This is a genomic window from Phytoactinopolyspora mesophila, from assembly GCF_010122465.1.
GTDB classification, from domain to species: Bacteria; Actinomycetota; Actinomycetes; order Jiangellales; family Jiangellaceae; genus Phytoactinopolyspora; species Phytoactinopolyspora mesophila.
Genome location: NZ_WLZY01000002.1, coordinates 701382 through 717739, shown reverse-complemented (window position 1 = coordinate 717739; position 16358 = coordinate 701382). Strand labels below are relative to the sequence as shown.

Annotated in this window: 16 protein-coding genes and 3 pseudogenes; 10 read left to right on the top strand and 9 right to left on the bottom strand. The window is 67.0% G+C overall.

Features of this window, described 5'->3' with window-relative positions:
• Positions 1 to 272 precede the first annotated feature (272 nt).
• Positions 273 to 557, top strand: a pseudogene (locus F7O44_RS32300) (amidohydrolase family protein); the annotation flags it as partial.
• A gap of 258 nt (positions 558 to 815) precedes the next feature.
• Here F7O44_RS32300 and F7O44_RS09375 read toward each other — a convergent pair.
• Positions 816 to 1094 carry a hypothetical protein gene (locus F7O44_RS09375; RefSeq protein WP_222851210.1) on the bottom strand — a complete coding sequence of 93 codons (279 nt, stop codon included), beginning with the start codon at positions 1092 to 1094 and terminating at the stop codon, positions 816 to 818.
• A gap of 86 nt (positions 1095 to 1180) precedes the next feature.
• Between F7O44_RS09375 and nadA the strand changes: the two genes are divergently transcribed.
• Together nadA and F7O44_RS09365 are read left to right on the top strand one after the other, a co-directional pair.
• Positions 1181 to 2368, top strand: coding sequence for a quinolinate synthase NadA (nadA, locus tag F7O44_RS09370; RefSeq protein ID WP_162449931.1), 1188 nt, complete (start codon positions 1181 to 1183; stop codon positions 2366 to 2368).
• 120 nt (positions 2369 to 2488) lie between these two features.
• Positions 2489 to 2725 carry a helix-turn-helix domain-containing protein gene (locus tag F7O44_RS09365; protein WP_162449930.1) on the top strand — a complete coding sequence of 79 codons (237 nt, stop codon included), beginning with the start codon at positions 2489 to 2491 and terminating at the stop codon, positions 2723 to 2725.
• 119 nt (positions 2726 to 2844) lie between these two features.
• Here F7O44_RS09365 and F7O44_RS09360 read toward each other — a convergent pair whose 3' ends face one another.
• Together F7O44_RS09360 and F7O44_RS09355 are read right to left on the bottom strand one after the other, a co-directional pair.
• Complete coding sequence (locus tag F7O44_RS09360) at positions 2845 to 3648, bottom strand: alpha/beta fold hydrolase (protein ID WP_162449929.1); 804 nt, start codon at positions 3646 to 3648, stop codon at positions 2845 to 2847.
• A gap of 206 nt (positions 3649 to 3854) precedes the next feature.
• Positions 3855 to 4361: pseudogene (locus tag F7O44_RS09355) on the bottom strand (LamG domain-containing protein); the annotation flags it as partial.
• Here F7O44_RS09355 and F7O44_RS09350 point away from each other — a divergent pair.
• Together F7O44_RS09350 and F7O44_RS09345 are read left to right on the top strand one after the other, a co-directional pair.
• A pseudogene (locus tag F7O44_RS09350) lies at positions 4362 to 4667 on the top strand (ABC transporter permease subunit); the annotation flags it as partial. It abuts the pseudogene before it with no gap.
• Between the two features lie 253 nt (positions 4668 to 4920).
• Entirely contained in the window at positions 4921 to 5343 is a 423-nt protein-coding gene (locus F7O44_RS09345) for a pyridoxamine 5'-phosphate oxidase family protein (protein WP_162449927.1), read from the top strand.
• A 252-nt stretch (positions 5344 to 5595) separates the two neighbouring features.
• Here the strand turns inward: F7O44_RS09345 and pspAB are convergent, their stop codons facing one another.
• The 4 genes from pspAB to F7O44_RS09325 form a co-directional block, all read right to left on the bottom strand.
• On the bottom strand, positions 5596 to 6162 hold the full coding sequence (pspAB, locus tag F7O44_RS09340; RefSeq protein WP_162449926.1) for a PspA-associated protein PspAB: 567 nt from the start codon (positions 6160 to 6162) through the stop codon (positions 5596 to 5598).
• Positions 6163 to 6171: 9 nt separating this feature from the next.
• The gene (htpX, locus tag F7O44_RS09335; RefSeq protein ID WP_162449925.1) at positions 6172 to 7071 is read right to left on the bottom strand and encodes a zinc metalloprotease HtpX; all 900 of its coding nucleotides are present in this window, start codon (positions 7069 to 7071) and stop codon (positions 6172 to 6174) included.
• An 84-nt stretch (positions 7072 to 7155) separates the two neighbouring features.
• Complete coding sequence (gene pspAA / locus F7O44_RS09330; protein ID WP_162449924.1) at positions 7156 to 7449, bottom strand: PspA-associated protein PspAA; 294 nt, start codon at positions 7447 to 7449, stop codon at positions 7156 to 7158.
• The gene (locus F7O44_RS09325; protein WP_222851209.1) at positions 7446 to 8213 is read right to left on the bottom strand and encodes a PspA/IM30 family protein; all 768 of its coding nucleotides are present in this window, start codon (positions 8211 to 8213) and stop codon (positions 7446 to 7448) included. Before F7O44_RS09325 ends, pspAA begins: the two co-directional genes overlap by 4 nt.
• 142 nt (positions 8214 to 8355) lie before the next feature.
• Between F7O44_RS09325 and F7O44_RS09320 the strand changes: the two genes are divergently transcribed.
• Together F7O44_RS09320 and F7O44_RS09315 are read left to right on the top strand one after the other, a co-directional pair.
• Positions 8356 to 8979, top strand: a complete 624-nt coding sequence (locus tag F7O44_RS09320; protein WP_162449922.1) for a DUF3043 domain-containing protein — start codon at positions 8356 to 8358, stop codon at positions 8977 to 8979.
• Positions 8976 to 9497, top strand: a complete 522-nt coding sequence (locus F7O44_RS09315) for a GNAT family N-acetyltransferase (protein ID WP_222851208.1) — start codon at positions 8976 to 8978, stop codon at positions 9495 to 9497. The genes F7O44_RS09320 and F7O44_RS09315 overlap by 4 nt, the downstream gene beginning before the upstream one ends.
• A 63-nt stretch (positions 9498 to 9560) precedes the next feature.
• Here the strand turns inward: F7O44_RS09315 and F7O44_RS09310 are convergent, their stop codons facing one another.
• Positions 9561 to 11561, bottom strand: coding sequence for a TPM domain-containing protein (locus F7O44_RS09310; protein ID WP_162449921.1), 2001 nt, complete (start codon positions 11559 to 11561; stop codon positions 9561 to 9563).
• A gap of 198 nt (positions 11562 to 11759) precedes the next feature.
• The gene (locus tag F7O44_RS09305; protein ID WP_162449920.1) at positions 11760 to 11981 is read right to left on the bottom strand and encodes a hypothetical protein; all 222 of its coding nucleotides are present in this window, start codon (positions 11979 to 11981) and stop codon (positions 11760 to 11762) included.
• A 633-nt stretch (positions 11982 to 12614) separates the two neighbouring features.
• Between F7O44_RS09305 and F7O44_RS09300 the strand changes: the two genes are divergently transcribed.
• From F7O44_RS09300 to F7O44_RS09290, 3 genes are read left to right on the top strand one after another with little or no spacing between them, the layout of a single operon-like run.
• A complete protein-coding gene (locus F7O44_RS09300) occupies positions 12615 to 13364 on the top strand; it encodes an SCO2322 family protein (protein WP_162449919.1) in 750 nt (249 codons plus the stop codon).
• Positions 13365 to 13421: 57 nt separating this feature from the next.
• Positions 13422 to 14534 carry an energy-coupling factor transporter transmembrane component T gene (locus F7O44_RS09295; protein ID WP_162449918.1) on the top strand — a complete coding sequence of 371 codons (1113 nt, stop codon included), beginning with the start codon at positions 13422 to 13424 and terminating at the stop codon, positions 14532 to 14534.
• Positions 14531 to 16348, top strand: a complete 1818-nt coding sequence (locus tag F7O44_RS09290; RefSeq protein WP_162449917.1) for an ABC transporter ATP-binding protein — start codon at positions 14531 to 14533, stop codon at positions 16346 to 16348. The genes F7O44_RS09295 and F7O44_RS09290 overlap by 4 nt, the downstream gene beginning before the upstream one ends.
• Positions 16349 to 16358 lie beyond the last annotated feature (10 nt).

The following is a 16358-nucleotide window of genomic DNA, read 5'->3' as shown; positions in this document are numbered from 1 at the left end:
CAGCTTCCGTGCAGACCGGACGTCGATGACCCAGCCGAAAGGCGCGGACGTGTGGACAGCAGGGATACTGGTCACCGCTCCCGAAGGCCACGGCACCCAATTCGGTGAGATCCCCACCGTCGACGCGGATACGGACATCCCTGGCTTCGTGGCCAACCGCCTCGACAAAGGCTCCGACTACATCAAACTCGTCATCGAGGACGGCGGACTGTATGGCGGCTCACTCAACACGCTGACACCCGAACAGGTCGAGGCAGTCGTCGCCGCGGCACATGACCATGGCGTTCTGGCCGTGGCCCATGTGGCCACGTGTGCCCATGCCGCAATCGCGGTGGCAGCCGGCGTCGACGCACTCGTCCACGCTCCCGGCGACGGCCATGTACGAAGCCGGGGTGCCCGTGCTGGCCGGTACCGATCTGACCAACCCGGGGACCATTTCCGGTGTGAGTACCCTGCACGAGATGCAGCTTCTGGCCGCCGCGGGCCTTCCCGCCGAGGCCGCGCTGGCCGCGGCCACGTCCGCCCCGGCCGACCTGCTCGGGCTCACTGACCGTGGCCGGATCGCTCCCGGTCTCCGCGCGGACCTGGTGTTGATGAACGCTACGTCCGTCGACGACGTCATCGGTACTTACGACATCACGGCGATCTGGAAGAACGGCTACTCGGTCGACCGCGAACCCGCCTAGAGGCCCGGCACGTGGAGTCTCTCCATGGCGTGGTGGGCATCAGCGAGGGAGGTCGATGGCGAAGCCTCTCCCCCGACCGAGTCTGCTGGGCAAGGAGAGACGCCACGTGTCGGGGCAATACAAGCCGCATCAGCGGTCGAGGCCGGTGTCGTCGCCGCGCGCGGCTCGCCGGATGTCCTCGATAGCGGAGTCGATCTGTACGGCCATCCCAGCATCCAGCCGGGTGTCGTGCGAAAGCGAGCGCAAGGACTGCTCAGCCACGCCGAGGGCACGCTCCAGCCGGTGGTTGTGCTCGGCCAGCGCTTCGGCCCGGCGCTGGAGTTCTTCGGCGCGTCGCTGGGCGGACGACGCGAACCCGAACGCCGCCGCGACGGCGACGAACACGAGAGCCGCGAGCATGGCAGTCATCACATTGGGAAGTCTGCCACCGTTGGCGTGGTTATCTCTATGGGACTATGTAGAGGCATCAGCCCGTGAAAGTGAGGCGTCGACCCGTGACCGTCACCGATCCACAGAGCGCTGCTCCGTTGCCCCTGCTTCTGCTGGGCCGCGGCGCTGACCCCTCCACCGAACGCGGCGTGGAGTGTCCGGGTGACCTGCCCTCCGCGAGCGACCCCGATCTGGTCGACCGGGCTCGCAAGGCCAGGGAGGCGCTCGGCGAGCGGGCGTTCCTGCTCGGCCACCATTATCAGCGCGACGAGGTCATCCAGTTCGCCGACGTCAGCGGCGACTCCTTCAAGCTGGCCCGGGACGCCGCCGCCCGGCCGGAGGCCGAGTTCATCATCTTCTGCGGCGTGCATTTCATGGCCGAGTCCGCCGACATCCTGACCGGCGACCACCAGCAGGTCATCCTGCCCGATCTCGCCGCTGGCTGCTCGATGGCAGACATGGCGCGGATCTTGCAGGTGGAGGACGCGTGGGCCCGGCTGGCCGACGCGGGTGTCGCGTCGTCGACCGTCCCCGTCACGTACATGAACTCCTCCGCCGACATCAAGGCGTTCGTCGGGCGCAACGGCGGTGCGGTGTGCACATCCAGCAACGCCCAGCGCGCCCTGGAATGGGCGTTTGAACAGGGCGAGAAGGTCTTGTTCTTCCCCGACCAGCACCTGGGCCGCAACACCGCCGTGCTGCAGATGGGGTTCTCTCTCGAAGACTGCATCGTCATCGACCCGCACCAGCCCGGTTTCGGCGTCACCGACGAAGAACTCCGCAACGCGCGGATCTTGCTGTGGAAGGGACACTGCTCCGTGCACGGTCGTTTTACGGCTGATTCGGTGCGTGAAGTACGCGAACGGGTGCCTGGTGTGAATGTGCTGGTGCACCCGGAGTGCAAGTACGAGGTAGTCACACAAGCCGACTACATCGGGTCCACGGAGTACATCATCAAGACCATCGACGAGGCTCCGTCCGGCTCGGCGTGGGCCGTGGGCACCGAGCTGAACCTGGTCAAGCGGCTGGCTGACCGGCACCCGGACAAGAACGTGGTCTTCCTCGACCGCAATGTGTGTTTCTGCTCCACCATGAACCGGATCGATCTGCCCCACCTGGTCTGGGCCATGGAGAGCCTGGTCGAGGGCCGTGTGGTCAACCGCATCCAGGTCGACCCCGACACCGCCCACTGGGCCGGTGTGGCTCTGGACCGGATGCTGGCCCTTCCCGGCATCAGCCCCGCCAAAGACTGAGGCAGGCTCCGACTTCGATACCAAGAACGACGTTTGAACCGTTCCACACGGCTCCGCCGTGCAGTTCTTGGTATCGAAGGCAGCCGTAGCCGCGCGACGAGCGGCGGTAGATTGGGCATTATGACGGACGAGAGCCTGCACGAGTTGCTCAAGGCAGCCGACAGCCCTCGGGCGATCGACTCGTTGCGTGCGCTGGCTGAACTCCGCCGCGAGGTTCAGCGCCGCGAAGCGGTCCTCGTCCGCCGTGCCCGCAACGACGGCGCGTCGTGGGCGCAGATCGCGGAGGCCCTCGGCGTCTCCAAGCAGTCGGCACACCGCAAGTACGGCGGCAAGGGCTTCCTGCTCAGAGGGTCGTAGGCGCTCCGGCAGATAATGTCTCCCCCGATGACGCGGAGCAGCGAGTCTGCTGTATAAGGCAAGGCTCCGTGTACCGGAGCCGTGTGGATAGCTCGCCGAGCCCACCGGGATGATGCCGTTCAGTCCCCACCTGGCTGCTGCGGGTGAAAAGCGCCGGCGATCAGGTCAGCAATCCGATGAGGCACCCGGATCGGCATGGCGTGATCGCTCTCCAGCCAGCGGATCGGCACATTCGGGTAGGCGGCGGCCAGGCGGTGCGCACCGGCCCGCCAAGTCTCGTCGCTCACCTGCCCAGTGCCCCCCTCGGTCCGCCCGGCCGCGACCGCATCGTTCGGCGTTTCCGCAAGGACAACCTCCACGGGGCACGACACCCGCGCATACGCGTCCAGGATGGAGCGGCGCCGCTCGTGGAGTTCGTCGGTCAGCGCAAGTAGCTCCCCCGTGCTCATCCGCACTCCGGCTCCGAACATCCGCGCCAGTCCACCCAGCAGCCGGGCCCTCCAACTATCCATCCAGTCTGCCTCCGCGGCGACAGGCTCGGCCGGAATGCCGCCGTCCAGGGCGATCACGTGGTGTACGTCCGAATGGCCGGCAGCATGCCAGACCGCGAGGTCGGCACCTAAGGACCAGCCGCACAGCAACGGATTTCGCGCATCAGTAGCGTCGAGGACCGCCGACACGTCGTCGAGAAGCAGGTCGAACGAATACTCTCCCGCGACCCCCGATCGGCCGTGTCCACGGTAGTCGAACGTGATCACCCGGTGTTCTCCGCTGATCCGCTCAGCCACCCGACTCCACACACTTTGCGGGGTCCCCAAACCGGTCAGAAATATGACGGCAGGGCCTTCGCCACTGCTTTCCCGGACCGCGAGCGACACACCGTTGGATGTGACCGTTCTCTTCCGCCACTCAATGCCTGACATCTCCGACCTCCTGCAGGGCTGTGCCGCCGGGGTCTCCTGGGACCCGCTCAACCGTCAGCATATGCTGACGCAGCCGTGGCCGTCAACATATGTTGACGGCATCTGCCCGGGCCGCCGACTTCGATACCAAGAACGACGTTTGAACCGTTCCACACGGCTGCGCCGTGCAGTTCTTGGTATCGAAGGCAGCCATAGCCGCGCGACGTCTAGCGCGGCAGGCCGCGGATCAGCTCCTCGAGAGCCAGGTGCAGCACCTGGCCGCCCTCGGCCGCGCCGTTGTCGCTGGCCAACGCCGCTACATCCTCGGCGGAGAGCGCGCGGTCGTACAGATACACCTCGCCCACCGCCCCGACCAGCGGGTTCACGCCGTCCGGCCGCTGCCCGACGTAGACACCGCGCTGCGCGCCGGCCGACGTCGATCCGGCGAGATTCTCTGCCGTGGCCACCGCCGCACCGTCGATATACAGCACGACGCTCTCGTCCGAACGGGTCAGCGCGACATGGTGCCAGTCGCCGTCGGCGAGGTTCCCAGCAGCAACCAACGACCGGGATCCGGAGCCGGTATCCACCAGCGCCCGCAACCGGTCCGAACCAGGCTCCACGCGAATCCACCACTGAGGTGCACCGGAGCCAACACCGTAGGCCCACATGATCGCCTGTGATGCCGTTGAGTCGGTGCGGAACCACGTCGCTGCCGTGAACGTGTCACCGGCGCGGGGCGGCTGCGGACGCTGGTGAGCGTCATCCTGCCGCTAACCAAGCCTGGCCTGGTGGCCGTCGGCCTCTACGCCTTCATCCTCGCGTGGAACGACTACCAATACGCGCTGATCATGACCAGCTCCTCCAGTACCCGCACGGTGCAGATCGGTATCGCCCAGGTATTGGAGAGCATGGGCGCACAGAACTGGGGCGGCATTCTGGCCGCCGGTGTGCTCGCCGTGGTGCCCGTCGTGGTGCTGTTCGCGTTGGCGCAGCGTTACCTCATTCAGGGTCTGTCCGCCGGAGCCGTCAGAAACTAGCGTCGCCCCACAAAATCCCGCCACCTCCCCGGTGATCGTGAGCGGATTCTGGTTGCCACCGCCGCCCCAAATCGGGACATATTGGGGCGGCGAACCGCATAAATCTGCTCACGATCACATCGACGGGGAATCCTGCGGACTCTGCCGGGAGTTGTACAGATGAGTTGTACGGCCCTGAGGGCCGGCACCAGAACAACAGCAGGCGCGATAGAGCCGCCGTCTTCCACTCTCTCAGGCTGAAGGAGTCACACCCATGTCGTTTGTCATGACCAGCGCCGAGCGTGAATCGTTTCTCTCCGGCATCCACGTCGGAGTGCTGGCCGTGGAACGCGACGGGCGAGCTCCACTGGCCGTGCCCATCTGGTACGACTACGAGCCAGGAGGCGACGTCCTGCTCTGGATGCACCGCGACAGCATCAAGGACCAGCTCATCAGCAAAGCCGGACGGCTCACGCTGGTCGCCCAGACCGAGCAGGCGCCCTACAAGTACGTCTCCGTCGAGGGACCGGTGGTGAGCAACGGCGAGGCCCCCACACGCCAGCAGGCGCTGGCCATCACGCGACGCTATCTCCCCGACGACGAGGCTGTCGCCTACGTCGATGGCTCCCTCGGCGAGGTGTCGATCCTCGTGCGCATGCGCCCGGAGAAATGGCTGAGTAACGACCAGAGCAAGTAACCCACAGGGGCGGAAAGCGGCTCGGGGAAATGGAGCCTCTCCTTGCCCAGCAGACTCGGTCGGAGCGAGGCTTCGCCATCGGCCTCCCTCGCTGATGCCCGCCACACCATGGAGAGGCTCCATTTCCCCGAGCCGCTTTGCTCTTGGGTTGCCTGTCCGGGCGAGATGGCCGTTTGGACGGGAGACCTCACCTGCCAGGGCCGGCTAGGGCCGTGGGTCGCCTGTCTGGGGGACGTCCGCGGCCACAGGGGGTCAGATGCCGGGGGCTCCCCACACGGGGAACCAGCGGCTCACATCGGGCTCGATCGTCAGATCGCCGCCCACCAGGGCTCGCACCTGCAACTCGAGCGCGTTGTCGCGACGCTGGGCCCGGCTGTCGACCGGGGCGAACGGGTAGAACGTCCCCCGCTTGTACAGATACACCAGCGCCAAGCCGCGGGCGTCGTCGGAACGCAAGCCGATAGTGGTGCATAGCAGCGAAGGTCCGAAGCCGGCCGCTTCGAGAGTGGAGTTGACCGAATGCAGATCGGTGCACAGCGCCGACATGTCGTCCGGAGCGCGTTTGACGACTAACCACGTGTAACCGTAGTCGTCTTTGATCTCTTCCGGTTCAGCGCCACCGAGCAACTCGGTGATCTCGCTCTTCAAGCGTGCGAAGGGCCCACCCTCGGCTTGCCGGAAACACACGGCGCCGACGCCCGTGGGGTGCATCTCCGCGGAAGCTTCGAGCGTCAAAGCCGCCGTAGGCAGCCCGAACAGCGCGTCAAGATTTGGTTCGACCTGCTTGGACCGGCCGAAGAGCGCATTCCAGAATCCCATAAGCCGTGATCACTCCCGGCCGAGCTCAACGGATATCTTGTCGAGCTGTTCAAGGCGGCGCTCCAGCCGAGGGTGGCTGGCGAACAATGCGGCAATATCCATCTTGCCGGTAAGCGCCGGAACGAAGAAGAATGCGTTGTACGGCTCGGCGGCGCGCAGGTCCCGGGCCGGGATCTTGGCCATCTCGCCGGAGATCTTGGTGAGAGCGCTGGCCAGGGCCGACGGCTGCCCAGTCAGAATGGCGCCCGCGCGGTCTGCCGCCAGCTCCCGGTACCGGGACAACAGCCGAGTCAGCAGGAAACTGACGAAGTAGACCACGGCAGCGATGAGCAGCACGATGAGGACGACCGGCGCGCCGTTGTTGTTGCCTCGGCTGCGGCCCGCGCTGAAGAACAACGTGTAGCGGGTGATGAATCCGGCCATCACGCCGACGACGGATGCGATGGTCATAACCAAAACGTCGCGGTGTGCCACGTGGGACAGCTCATGAGAGAGCACTGCCTCAAGCTCACGCTCATTCAGCCGCCGCCGGATACCGGTGGTGACACAGACGACCGCACGGTCCGGGCTGCGCCCGGCCGCAAACGCGTTCGGCAGGTCTGTGTCAGCCACCGCTACCTTGGGCTTCGGCATGTCAGCCAGCGCACACAGCCGATCAATCATGGCGTGCAGTGCGGGATCCTCCGACGGCGAGACCTCCCGGGCCCGCATGGCCGACAGCGCCATCTTGTCCGAGAAGTACCACTGCGCCCACAACACCCCCAGGCCGATCAGGATGCCCAGGATCCACGCACCGGAGGCCACCGAGATAGCGGCCACGATGACCACGTACAGCAGCGCCAACAAGATCATGGTCGCCACCATGCGAGTGGTCAGCCCCCGATCCGGGGCGAACCTCGTGCGTGCCAACGTGTGTTCCTCCTGGTCGATTGGGGCGTACGGTGCTGCTGAATTCAACGCCGCAGCACGCCACGGCGTTCCCGGACACTCGCCTCAGCGAGCCGGAGGATCGAGCGGGATCAGACCCTCATCAGTCAGCAGGGCGCTGACCTCGTCGACATGAGCCTCGGCATAGGGCAGCACCAAGTCGCTGTCGACCAGCTCGTCGTCACGCACCGGCGTACCAACCGTGCGCACCTCGGTCAGCAGGCGTACGAGCGCGGCCCGGAAACGGTCGTCGTCGCCGGACTCGATGGCCGCACCGAGCTCGTCGTCCAGGCGGTTCAGTTCCGGGAAGGCCTCGTCCGGGATCCGGACCTGGCCCTCACCCATGATGCGGACAATCACCGCTGCTCCTCCTCACGGTCGGCCTCGACAGCTTCGGCCGCGTTCGCCTCACCGCCGAGCGCCTTCGGAGTCTCGCTGGAGCCACCGCTGATCTCCTGGCGCATCCTCGCGAGTTCGAGCTCGACATCACCGGTGGAGGAGAGCCGATCGAGCTCCGCGCTGATGTCGTCTCCGGGAGTACCGGTGACGTCGTCGAGGGCACCGGATGCCAGCAGCTCGTCAATGGCGCCGGAACGCGCCTGCAGCTCTGCCGTGCGGTCCTCAGCACGCTGCACCGCCATGCCGACGTCGCCCATCTCCTCGGAGATGCCACTGAACGCCTCGCCGATCCGGGTCTGGGCCTCGGCGGCGGTGTAGGTGGCCTTGATCGTCTCTTTCCTGGTCCGGAACGACTCGACCTTGGCCTGCAAGCGCTGTGCGGCGAGGGTGAGCTTCTCTTCCTCGCCCTGCAGCGCCTCGTGCTGCGTGCGGAGGTCGTTGAGCTGACCCTCCAGGCCGGAGCGCCGGCCAAGCGCTTCCCGGGCCAGGTCTTCCCGGCCCAACGACAGCGCCTTCTTGGCCTGCTGCTGAAGTTTGTCGGCCTGTTGCTGCAACTGCGTCATCTGCACCTCGATGCGCTTGCGGCTGGTGGCAACATCAGCCACGCCACGACGCACCTTCTGGAGCATGTCGAGCTGTTTCTTGTAGGAGTAATCGAGAGTCTCCCGGGGGTCCTCGGCGCGATCTAATGCTTTCTCGGCCTTGGCCCGGAAGATCATGGACATTCGCTGGAGGATCCCCATGTGGCCAGGTAGCCCTTTCTCGAGCGTGGGTCATTGGCTGATACGCGAAGCGTTCGCCTCCTAGCCTACGGTGTCAAGCCCCGTGTTGGCAGGGGAGGTTGCGTTCCTGACCTACCCTATAGGTGTGTTCCGTCGTCGATCCGAATCCAAGACACCAGATACCGGCACCGACACCGCTGCGTCGCCGAAGGCTGATGCCAGTGGTCACGATGCCAACAACGAACCCGGCCAACCCGGGACAAAGGGCCGCCCGACGCCCAAACGCAGCGAAGCCGAGCAGGCTCGAAAAGAACGGGTCCGCCCGCCGCTGAACAAGCGCGAAGCCATGCGCAAGGAGCGCGAGCGCATCAAGTCGCAGCGCTCACGCGCCAGACAGGCCATGGCATCCGGCGACGAGCGATACTTCCTCGCTCGCGACCAAGGGCCGGAGCGAAAGTTCCTGCGGGACTACGTCGATTCCCGGCGCGGCGTCGGCGAGTTCTTCTTGCCGATCATCCTCATCGTGTTGTTCGGCAACTTCATCCCGATCCCGCAGATCCAGTTGATGATGATGACTGTCTGGCTGGTTGTCATGATCATGCTCTTCGTCGATATGACGTTCCTGGGCATCCGGGTCAAGCGGGAGTTCCGCAAGCGGTTCCCCGACGACGACCGTCGCGGCCACGTCTTCTACGCCTTGATGCGGGCTATGCAGATCCGCCGTCTGAGGCTTCCCAAACCTGCCGTCAAACCGGGAGATCTGGTGTGAGAGACACTTCTCGAGCCGACAACGGCGCAGTGGAGGTCACTATACGCCCGCTGCGCTACTCGGACCCTGTCGTCCGAGCCCTCGAGGATGAACTGCAACAGGAGTACATCGAGCGCTACGGCGACGAACGCGAAGCCCCGGTGGATCCCGACGAGTTCGCCCCACCCCACGGCCAGTTCCTCGTCGGGTTCGTGGGCAACGAACCGGTCGCCACGGGCGGATTCCGCCGGCACGACGACCTCGTCGCCGAGATCAAACGGATGTACGTCTCGCATGACCACCGCGGCGGCGGACACGCCAAGCGCCTGCTGGCAGAGCTCGAGGCGCGCGCAGCCGACGCCGGCTACAAGCGCATCGTGCTGACCGCGGGGGTGAAACAGCCGGAGGCGATAGCTCTGTACACCTCCAGCGGCTATACACCCGCCAGCCCCTACGGCCAGCACAACGACGAAGACATCAGCCGCTTCTTCACCAAGGAGCTGCCGCCACCGGATCGGTCGCCGGTCCCCCAGCTCTAGAACCCGCGCGAATAGGTGCGCCAGCAGGGCGCGTCCTCGTTCGGGCGACCTCTTGATCGCCGGTTACCGGCGGGACGAGCCTCCCCGCCGGCTGCCGCCGCTGGAGCGGCGCGACGAGCCGCCGCGAGACGACGAGCTGCGAGACGACGAGCTGCGACTGCGGCTGCGCGAGGAGCCTCCTCCGCTGCCGAATGATCGCGAGTAGCTGCTGCCGTGCCGGCGCTGACGTTCGCGGCGCTGGCGTTCTTCCTCGCGGCGCCGGATCTTCTCGGCCTCTTTGGTGGCCTTGGTGGTCTTCTCCTCGATCGAGTCGAGACGTTGGTTCAGCGCGATCCAGTCCGGTCGCGAGCTCTGGACATCCACCGAACCGAGTTCGGCCTCGAGCTCGGCGACCTGCTGCCGTATTCCGGTTGTGGCCGCCGAACCGAGCCTGGCCACCAGGTTCTGCAGTGAACTCACGTTCGCGGCGACGGTCCGATGCCGGTCCGGCACACTTTGCTGCAACCTCTGGGCGCGCCCGAGCAGTTCGGTCACCGCGCCGAATATGGACTGAGCCTCGGCCTGCGCCTCGGCTGCCTCCTTGAGCCGTGCCTCGGCGACACCCAGGTCGCGTCCGTCGAGCGCTTCGCGGCCATTAATGATCGATCGGGCCGCGGTCTCAACCGCCTGCCTGCCCGTATCGACATTCCCGGAGACCGCGGCGTAGATGCTCTGCGCAAACGCCTCATGCAGGTTCCGGTCCGCGTCAGAGGCAGCGTGGCTCATCGCCACGACGTCCGCCTGGGCCTGTTCGAGTTCGGTCACCCGGTCGCCGAGTTCGCCAGCGCGTTGCGCCATCCGGCCGAGCGCGTCGCGAGCGTGTTCAAGATCCGCGATCAGCCCGGCGGTACCGGTGTCTACGGCGATCAGGCGTTTCTCCTCGAGCTGACGGCCGATCATCGTCACCCACTCGTCGACCACGCCAAGGACAGCGGCGTCAGTGGTGGTGACGTATCCGTCCGCGGCGGCTGCCGCCTCGGCTTGGCGAACGTCGTCCGCGAGGGAGGCGATCCGGGCCAGCCGTTGCGGCGCCTCGTCCCGAACGGCGAGCAGCGTGGCCATCCGCGTCTCCTCCGCTTCGAGTTCAGGCAAAAGGTCGCGCACAGATTTCTCGAGTGCTTCCCATCTCGCTACTCCATCCGCGACCTTGGCCAGGCTTCGCTGCTTGAGCAACTGGTCGCGGTCGGCGCTGGCTTCGGAACGCCGGTACACGAGCTGGTCGGCCGAGTCGAGCATCTCTTCGGACGATCCGATCGCCGCACCGAGCTCGTCGTCCGCCACGGCAGTACGCATCAGCTCGATGTCCCGACGCAACGACTCCGTCTTCGGATCCAGCCGCAAAGTGAGAGTGTCGAGTTCAGCTGTGGATCGCTCGAAGCGATCGGTCAGCTCGCCGCGTTTCCTTCGACGCCACAGCAGCACACCGCCGCCTGTGCCGGCGGCGGCAGTACCGGCGACGGCCGCCGCCACGACTCCGGCATTGCCCAGGGGCGGGTCGATGACCTGCCGGATGTCCGCCAGCCCGCCGGTGATCCCGCCGACCCAGTCGTCGTCGTTCAAGGCGTGGTTGATGGTGTCGGACTGGATTCCCGGCCACGCGTCGTCCATCTCGTGCGGCATCCGGTCGCCGAACAGCAGCAACGTCTCGCCGTTCTGCTCGGCGGTGTCGGTGGTGAACGCGAGCACCAAGAGGTTCTCGCGGAATCCGCCGTTGGGGTTCCGCCACGACTCACACGCCAGCTCTTCCTCGACCATCCGGCCTTCGAGATAGGGCGCCTGCTCCTGCGTCATGATGCGGATACGGATCTCGTAGGCGAGGTCGCTGCGGAAGTCACGCGCCGCCTGCTCGATCTCCGCGGCTTCGGCCTCGGAGAGGTACTCGGCATGATCCACCAGAACCGCGTCGCACGCGTCGCCCACAGGTACCTGAGCAGCGACGTCCCCGGTCACAGCCGCGGCGACGCTGACCAGGCCCGTCGGTACCGCAACTGCGGCCGCGACAGCCATCCGGACAAGACCACGCAAAGCTTCCTCCTCGAATCAGTGGAACGAGCCATGCCGTACACCTTGCCGAGCCGAAGGCAGACATCAGGCGCACAGCCGCACCGTGCGCGTGAAATGTTCTCACACGCCTGGTTCATTGCCGCTATATCCAGCTCAGATCCCCACCAAAGCGGTGGCAGGGGCCGTCCGGGCTAGTCGCGTCCACACGGATCAAACAGGTCACTCAGGTGGCTGGAGGCTCATCGGGCCATAGACTTCGCGGCCGTCCTCGAGCAACGTGACGCCGTCGACGCCGGAGTCCGCGAGCTGGCGCCAGTGCTCACCGATCCAGCTCTCCGCGTCGGATTGGGTGGGGAATTCGACACCCTGTCCGGCAGGCGAGCCTTCGTCATCGGTGATCAGGTCGCCATCGGCATTCACGAACCGCCAAGACCATGCCATGTGCCGTGCCTCCTCCATCGTCGATCCCATGAGCCTGCCATACCCCGGTGACACAGCGGCCCCTTCCGGGCCTGCCGCCGCAACACCGCCCAACTCCGCCCGGTGATCGTTGCCGGATTTTTGCCGCGGGCAACAGCGCAAACCGGGACGAAACTCCCCCATCGAACAGCAAAAATCCGGCAACGATCACCGAGCCTGGGGGCGGCGCCACCCTGGGCGTTTTTGACCAGTTCAGAGCCGCATGGGAACCTTTGAGTACCTCTACGCATCCGTTTTCGGGGAAGTCGGTCGGAAACCGACGCTGACCCGCAGCCGTAGGCCACGCACGGAAGGTGATACTTCCGTGACCGCGTTCGTGGTGAGCCGGAATGCCGGATTCGGATGCGAGCGGCCCAACGTTTCCGTCGAGGCTTACGGGACGAGGCACAGGACACTTGCCAGGCGCGGGCCGGCCAGAACCGGCCGCCGCAAGGAGCGGTTTCCCACCTCGTCACCGGACCGCTCAACGAAAGGTCAGACCTGATGCGCCTGAGAACACGATTGGCCTTAGAGGCTGCGCAGAATGGGGCGCCTGACAGCGAGCGGGGGCGAGCGCCTGGATGGCAAGGCGGAGGAAGGAGTCGCACTGGGTTTGTGCGACGACTGACGACAACGCCGCCAGCCAGGATGCTCGGGCACGCGAGCCAGGCGACTCCCATACTGCGCGGCCTCTTAGCCGCCATCGTTGCACTACTCCTGCCGATCGGCCTCGCCACCAGTGCCAGCGCCGACGCGTTCCGATTCTGGGGTTACTACCAATGGACTGACGGCGAGTGGGCATTCGCCCCCACCGGTCCTGCTGACACCGTGCCTGAAGAGGGCGCCATCGAGGGGTGGCGCTTCGCCGTCGGCGGCGAGTCTGCGACCCGGTTCCCCCGCACCGGCGACGTCTTCGACGACATCTGCGGTGCCGCGACGGCCAGCGACGGCGAGAAGCGGGTGGCCGTCGTCCTTGACTACGGCACGGTCGAGGACGCCCCGGACGGTGAGGAGCCGCCCGAGCCTCGAGGTGACTGCGCCGTCGTTCCGGAGGACGCGAGCGGCGCCGATGTTCTCACCGCCGTTGCCCAGGTACGCCTCGACGAAGGCCTGACCTGCGGCATCGACGGCTATCCGACGTCGGAATGCGGGAACGCCGTCGATGAAGCCGCACCGTCGGGTGACGAGGAGCACGTCACACTCGTCCTGCCGTCCGCAGCGGACACCGATACAGGCGGCGACGCCGGCGACACCGACGCCGACGAAGACGACAACCAGCTCCTGCTGCTGATCGCGGGCGTGGCCGCGGTCGTGCTGGTCGGTGTGGCGGCGTTCGTCCGGGCCAGGCGCTCCCGAGGACAGTGACCTACTCCACGAAGCCGGAACCGGACGCCCGTCCACGAGGGGCCCGGTGAGCATCCGATGACGCCCCCGGCGTGGTGGTCGGAGCTTCGCATCCCGCGAGCGCTGCATGCGGGAGCATGGTGGCTCTGGGCGCTCGGCCTGGCGGCGGCCGCCAGCCGCACCACCAACCCACTCCTGCTGGCGCTGCTGATCGCCATCGCCGCCTACGTGGTGGTCGCCCGCCGCGGCAACGAGCCTTGGAGCCGGTCCTTCACCGTCTTCCTCAAGCTAGGCCTGCTGATCATCCTCATCCGGGTCGTCATTCAGGTCGTCTTCACCTCGTCGCACGGCGGCACGGTGCTGTTCCGGCTGCCGGAGCTGACCCTCCCCGAGTGGGCCGCGGGGGTGAAGATCGGCGGTGCCATTACGGGTGAGGCACTGACGCTGGCGTTCTACGACGGCCTTCGGCTCGCGGCGATCCTGGCCTGTATCGGCGCGGCCAACGCACTTGCCGACGCCAGGCGGCTGCTGCGTTCGGTACCGGGAGCCCTGTACGAGGCCGGGGTGGCGCTCGTCGTCGCCATGACGTTCGCCCCACGGCTGATCGAGGACGCCTCCCGGATCCGGCAGGCACACCGGTTGCGCGGCCGGCAGGTGCGCGGCGTGCGGGCCGTCGGCCGAGTGGGTATGCCAGTCCTGCAAGGCTCACTTGAACGATCGCTCGACCTGGCCGCGGCCATGGACTCCCGTGGTTTCGGTCGAGCGGCAGCGGTCGATCCACGGTACCGCCGTTCCTCCGGACCTCTCGTGCTCTGCGGTTTGATCGGCATCTGCATCGGGCTTTACGGCCTGCTGGACGGAAGCGCGGCAGCGGTAGTGGCACCCGCGGGCATTGGTGCCGGGCTCGCACTGGCAACCGCCGGACTCTTCCTCGGCAGCCGCGGCTCTCGCCGCACGCGCTACCGCCCCGACCCATGGCGAACCCCTGAATGGGTGGTATCCGCTTCCGGAATGGTCGCCGCTTTGGCGTTCGTCGTCGCGGCGACGCAAGCCCATGCCGGAATGAACATGATGGTGGTGCCGCTGCTGCTGCCCGGTATGCCGCTGCTCGCCGCCGCTGGCGCACTCGTCGCCTTGGCCCCGGCGTGGGCGGCACCGCCGCCCAGAGATCACGCGGAGGTACCGGCATGATCGTCTTCGAGAACGTGTCAGTGCGCTTCGACCCGCAGCCCGAGCCGGTCCTGCGAGACGTCGATCTCGCGGTCAACGAAGGCGAGCTATGCCTTGTGGTGGGCCAGACCGGTTCTGGCAAGTCCACCCTGCTGCGCACGGTCAACGGGCTGGTCCCCCATTTCACCGGAGGAACGCTCACCGGACGGGTCGTGGTCGAGGGCCGCGACACCAGGCATCATCGGCCGCGAGACCTCGCCGACGTCGTCGGATTCGTCAGCCAGGACCCGCGCTCCGGTTTCGTCGCGGAACGAGTCGAGGACGAGCTGGCCTTCGGCATGGAGTGGCTCGGGCTCACGCCCGATGTCATGCGTCGGCGCGTCGAGGAAACGCTGGACCTGCTGGGGCTCGCGGATGTGCGGCGCCGAGCGATGTCCACGCTCTCGGGTGGGCAGCGGCAACGCGTCGCGATCGGCGCGGCCATGATCGCCCACCCGCGGATCCTCGTTCTCGACGAGCCCACTTCGGCGCTGGACCCGCAGGCGGCCGAAGACGTGCTCGCCGCGTTGCATCGCCTCGTCCATGATCTGGGGACGACGGTCCTGCTCGCCGAACACCGTCTGGAACGCGTCATCCAATACGCCGACCACGTGGTGTATCTGCCTGGTGACGGCCGGGCGGTGGATGGCGCCCCCACCGAGATCATGACCGCCGCGCGGGTGGCTCCGCCCGTCGTCGAGTTGGGCAGGCTGGCCGGATGGTCACCGCTGCCGTTGTCTATTCGCGACGCCAGGCGTGCCGCCTCCGGCTTGCGGGACCAGCTGGCCGGCCTCCCCCACGTACCGGCATCGGGCGGCGCCACCGGTGGGTCACCACCAGTAGAGCTGGCCTCGCGCCGGACTGTGCCGTTCGCGAAGCGTCCCGATGCCGCTGAACGACTCGAGCCCGCGGAGCCGTCCACGGCCGGATCCGGGGCGCCGCGCCGAGGCGGCCGTTTCGGTCTCTCGTCACTGCGGAGACGGCTACGGCCGGATCACGTTGCGGCGACGACCGAACGAAACACCGACCCGGCCGGCGCCGCTCAGAGTCGATTCAGCGTGTCGCGGCTGTCCGTGCGCTACGGCACCACGGTGGCATTACACGACGTGACGCTGCAAGCTCACGCCGGCGAGATCGTCGCTGTGATGGGGCGTAACGGCGCCGGCAAATCGTCATTGCTGGCGGCCGTGGCCGGGCTCATCGAGCCGGCCGCGGGCCGGGTGCGCACCGGTGGCATCGATCCGCACGGCGCCGACCCAGCTCAGACCATTCGCGTCGCCGGCCTCGTCCCACAGGACCCGACCGATCTGCTCTACGCGGACAGTGTCGCGGCCGAATGCTCCGACGCCGACACCGACGTCGGCGCCACCGCCGGCAGCTGCCGGGCCCTGCTGGCACAGCTGGCACCGGAGATCGCCGACGACGTACATCCCCGGGACCTCTCCGAAGGGCAGCGGCTGGCGCTGGCCCTGGCCGTCGTGATGGTCGCGCGGCCGCCGTTGATCCTGCTCGACGAGCCAACACGCGGACTGGACTATCCGGCAAAACGCAGACTGGGCGACATCCTCCGCACGCTCGCCGCTGCCGGCCACACGGTGATGCTGGCCACGCACGATGTGGAGCTGGTGGCGGAGCTGGCGACCCGGGTGGTCGTCGTCGCCGACGGCGAGGTAGTCGCGGACGGCGCGACCGCGGAGGTGGTCGTCGGCTCACCGACCTTCGCACCTCAGGTGGCCAAGATCCTCGCACCGGAGCGCTGGCTGACCGTGGCCGAAGTCCAGGCGGCGCTGCCATGATCATGAACAG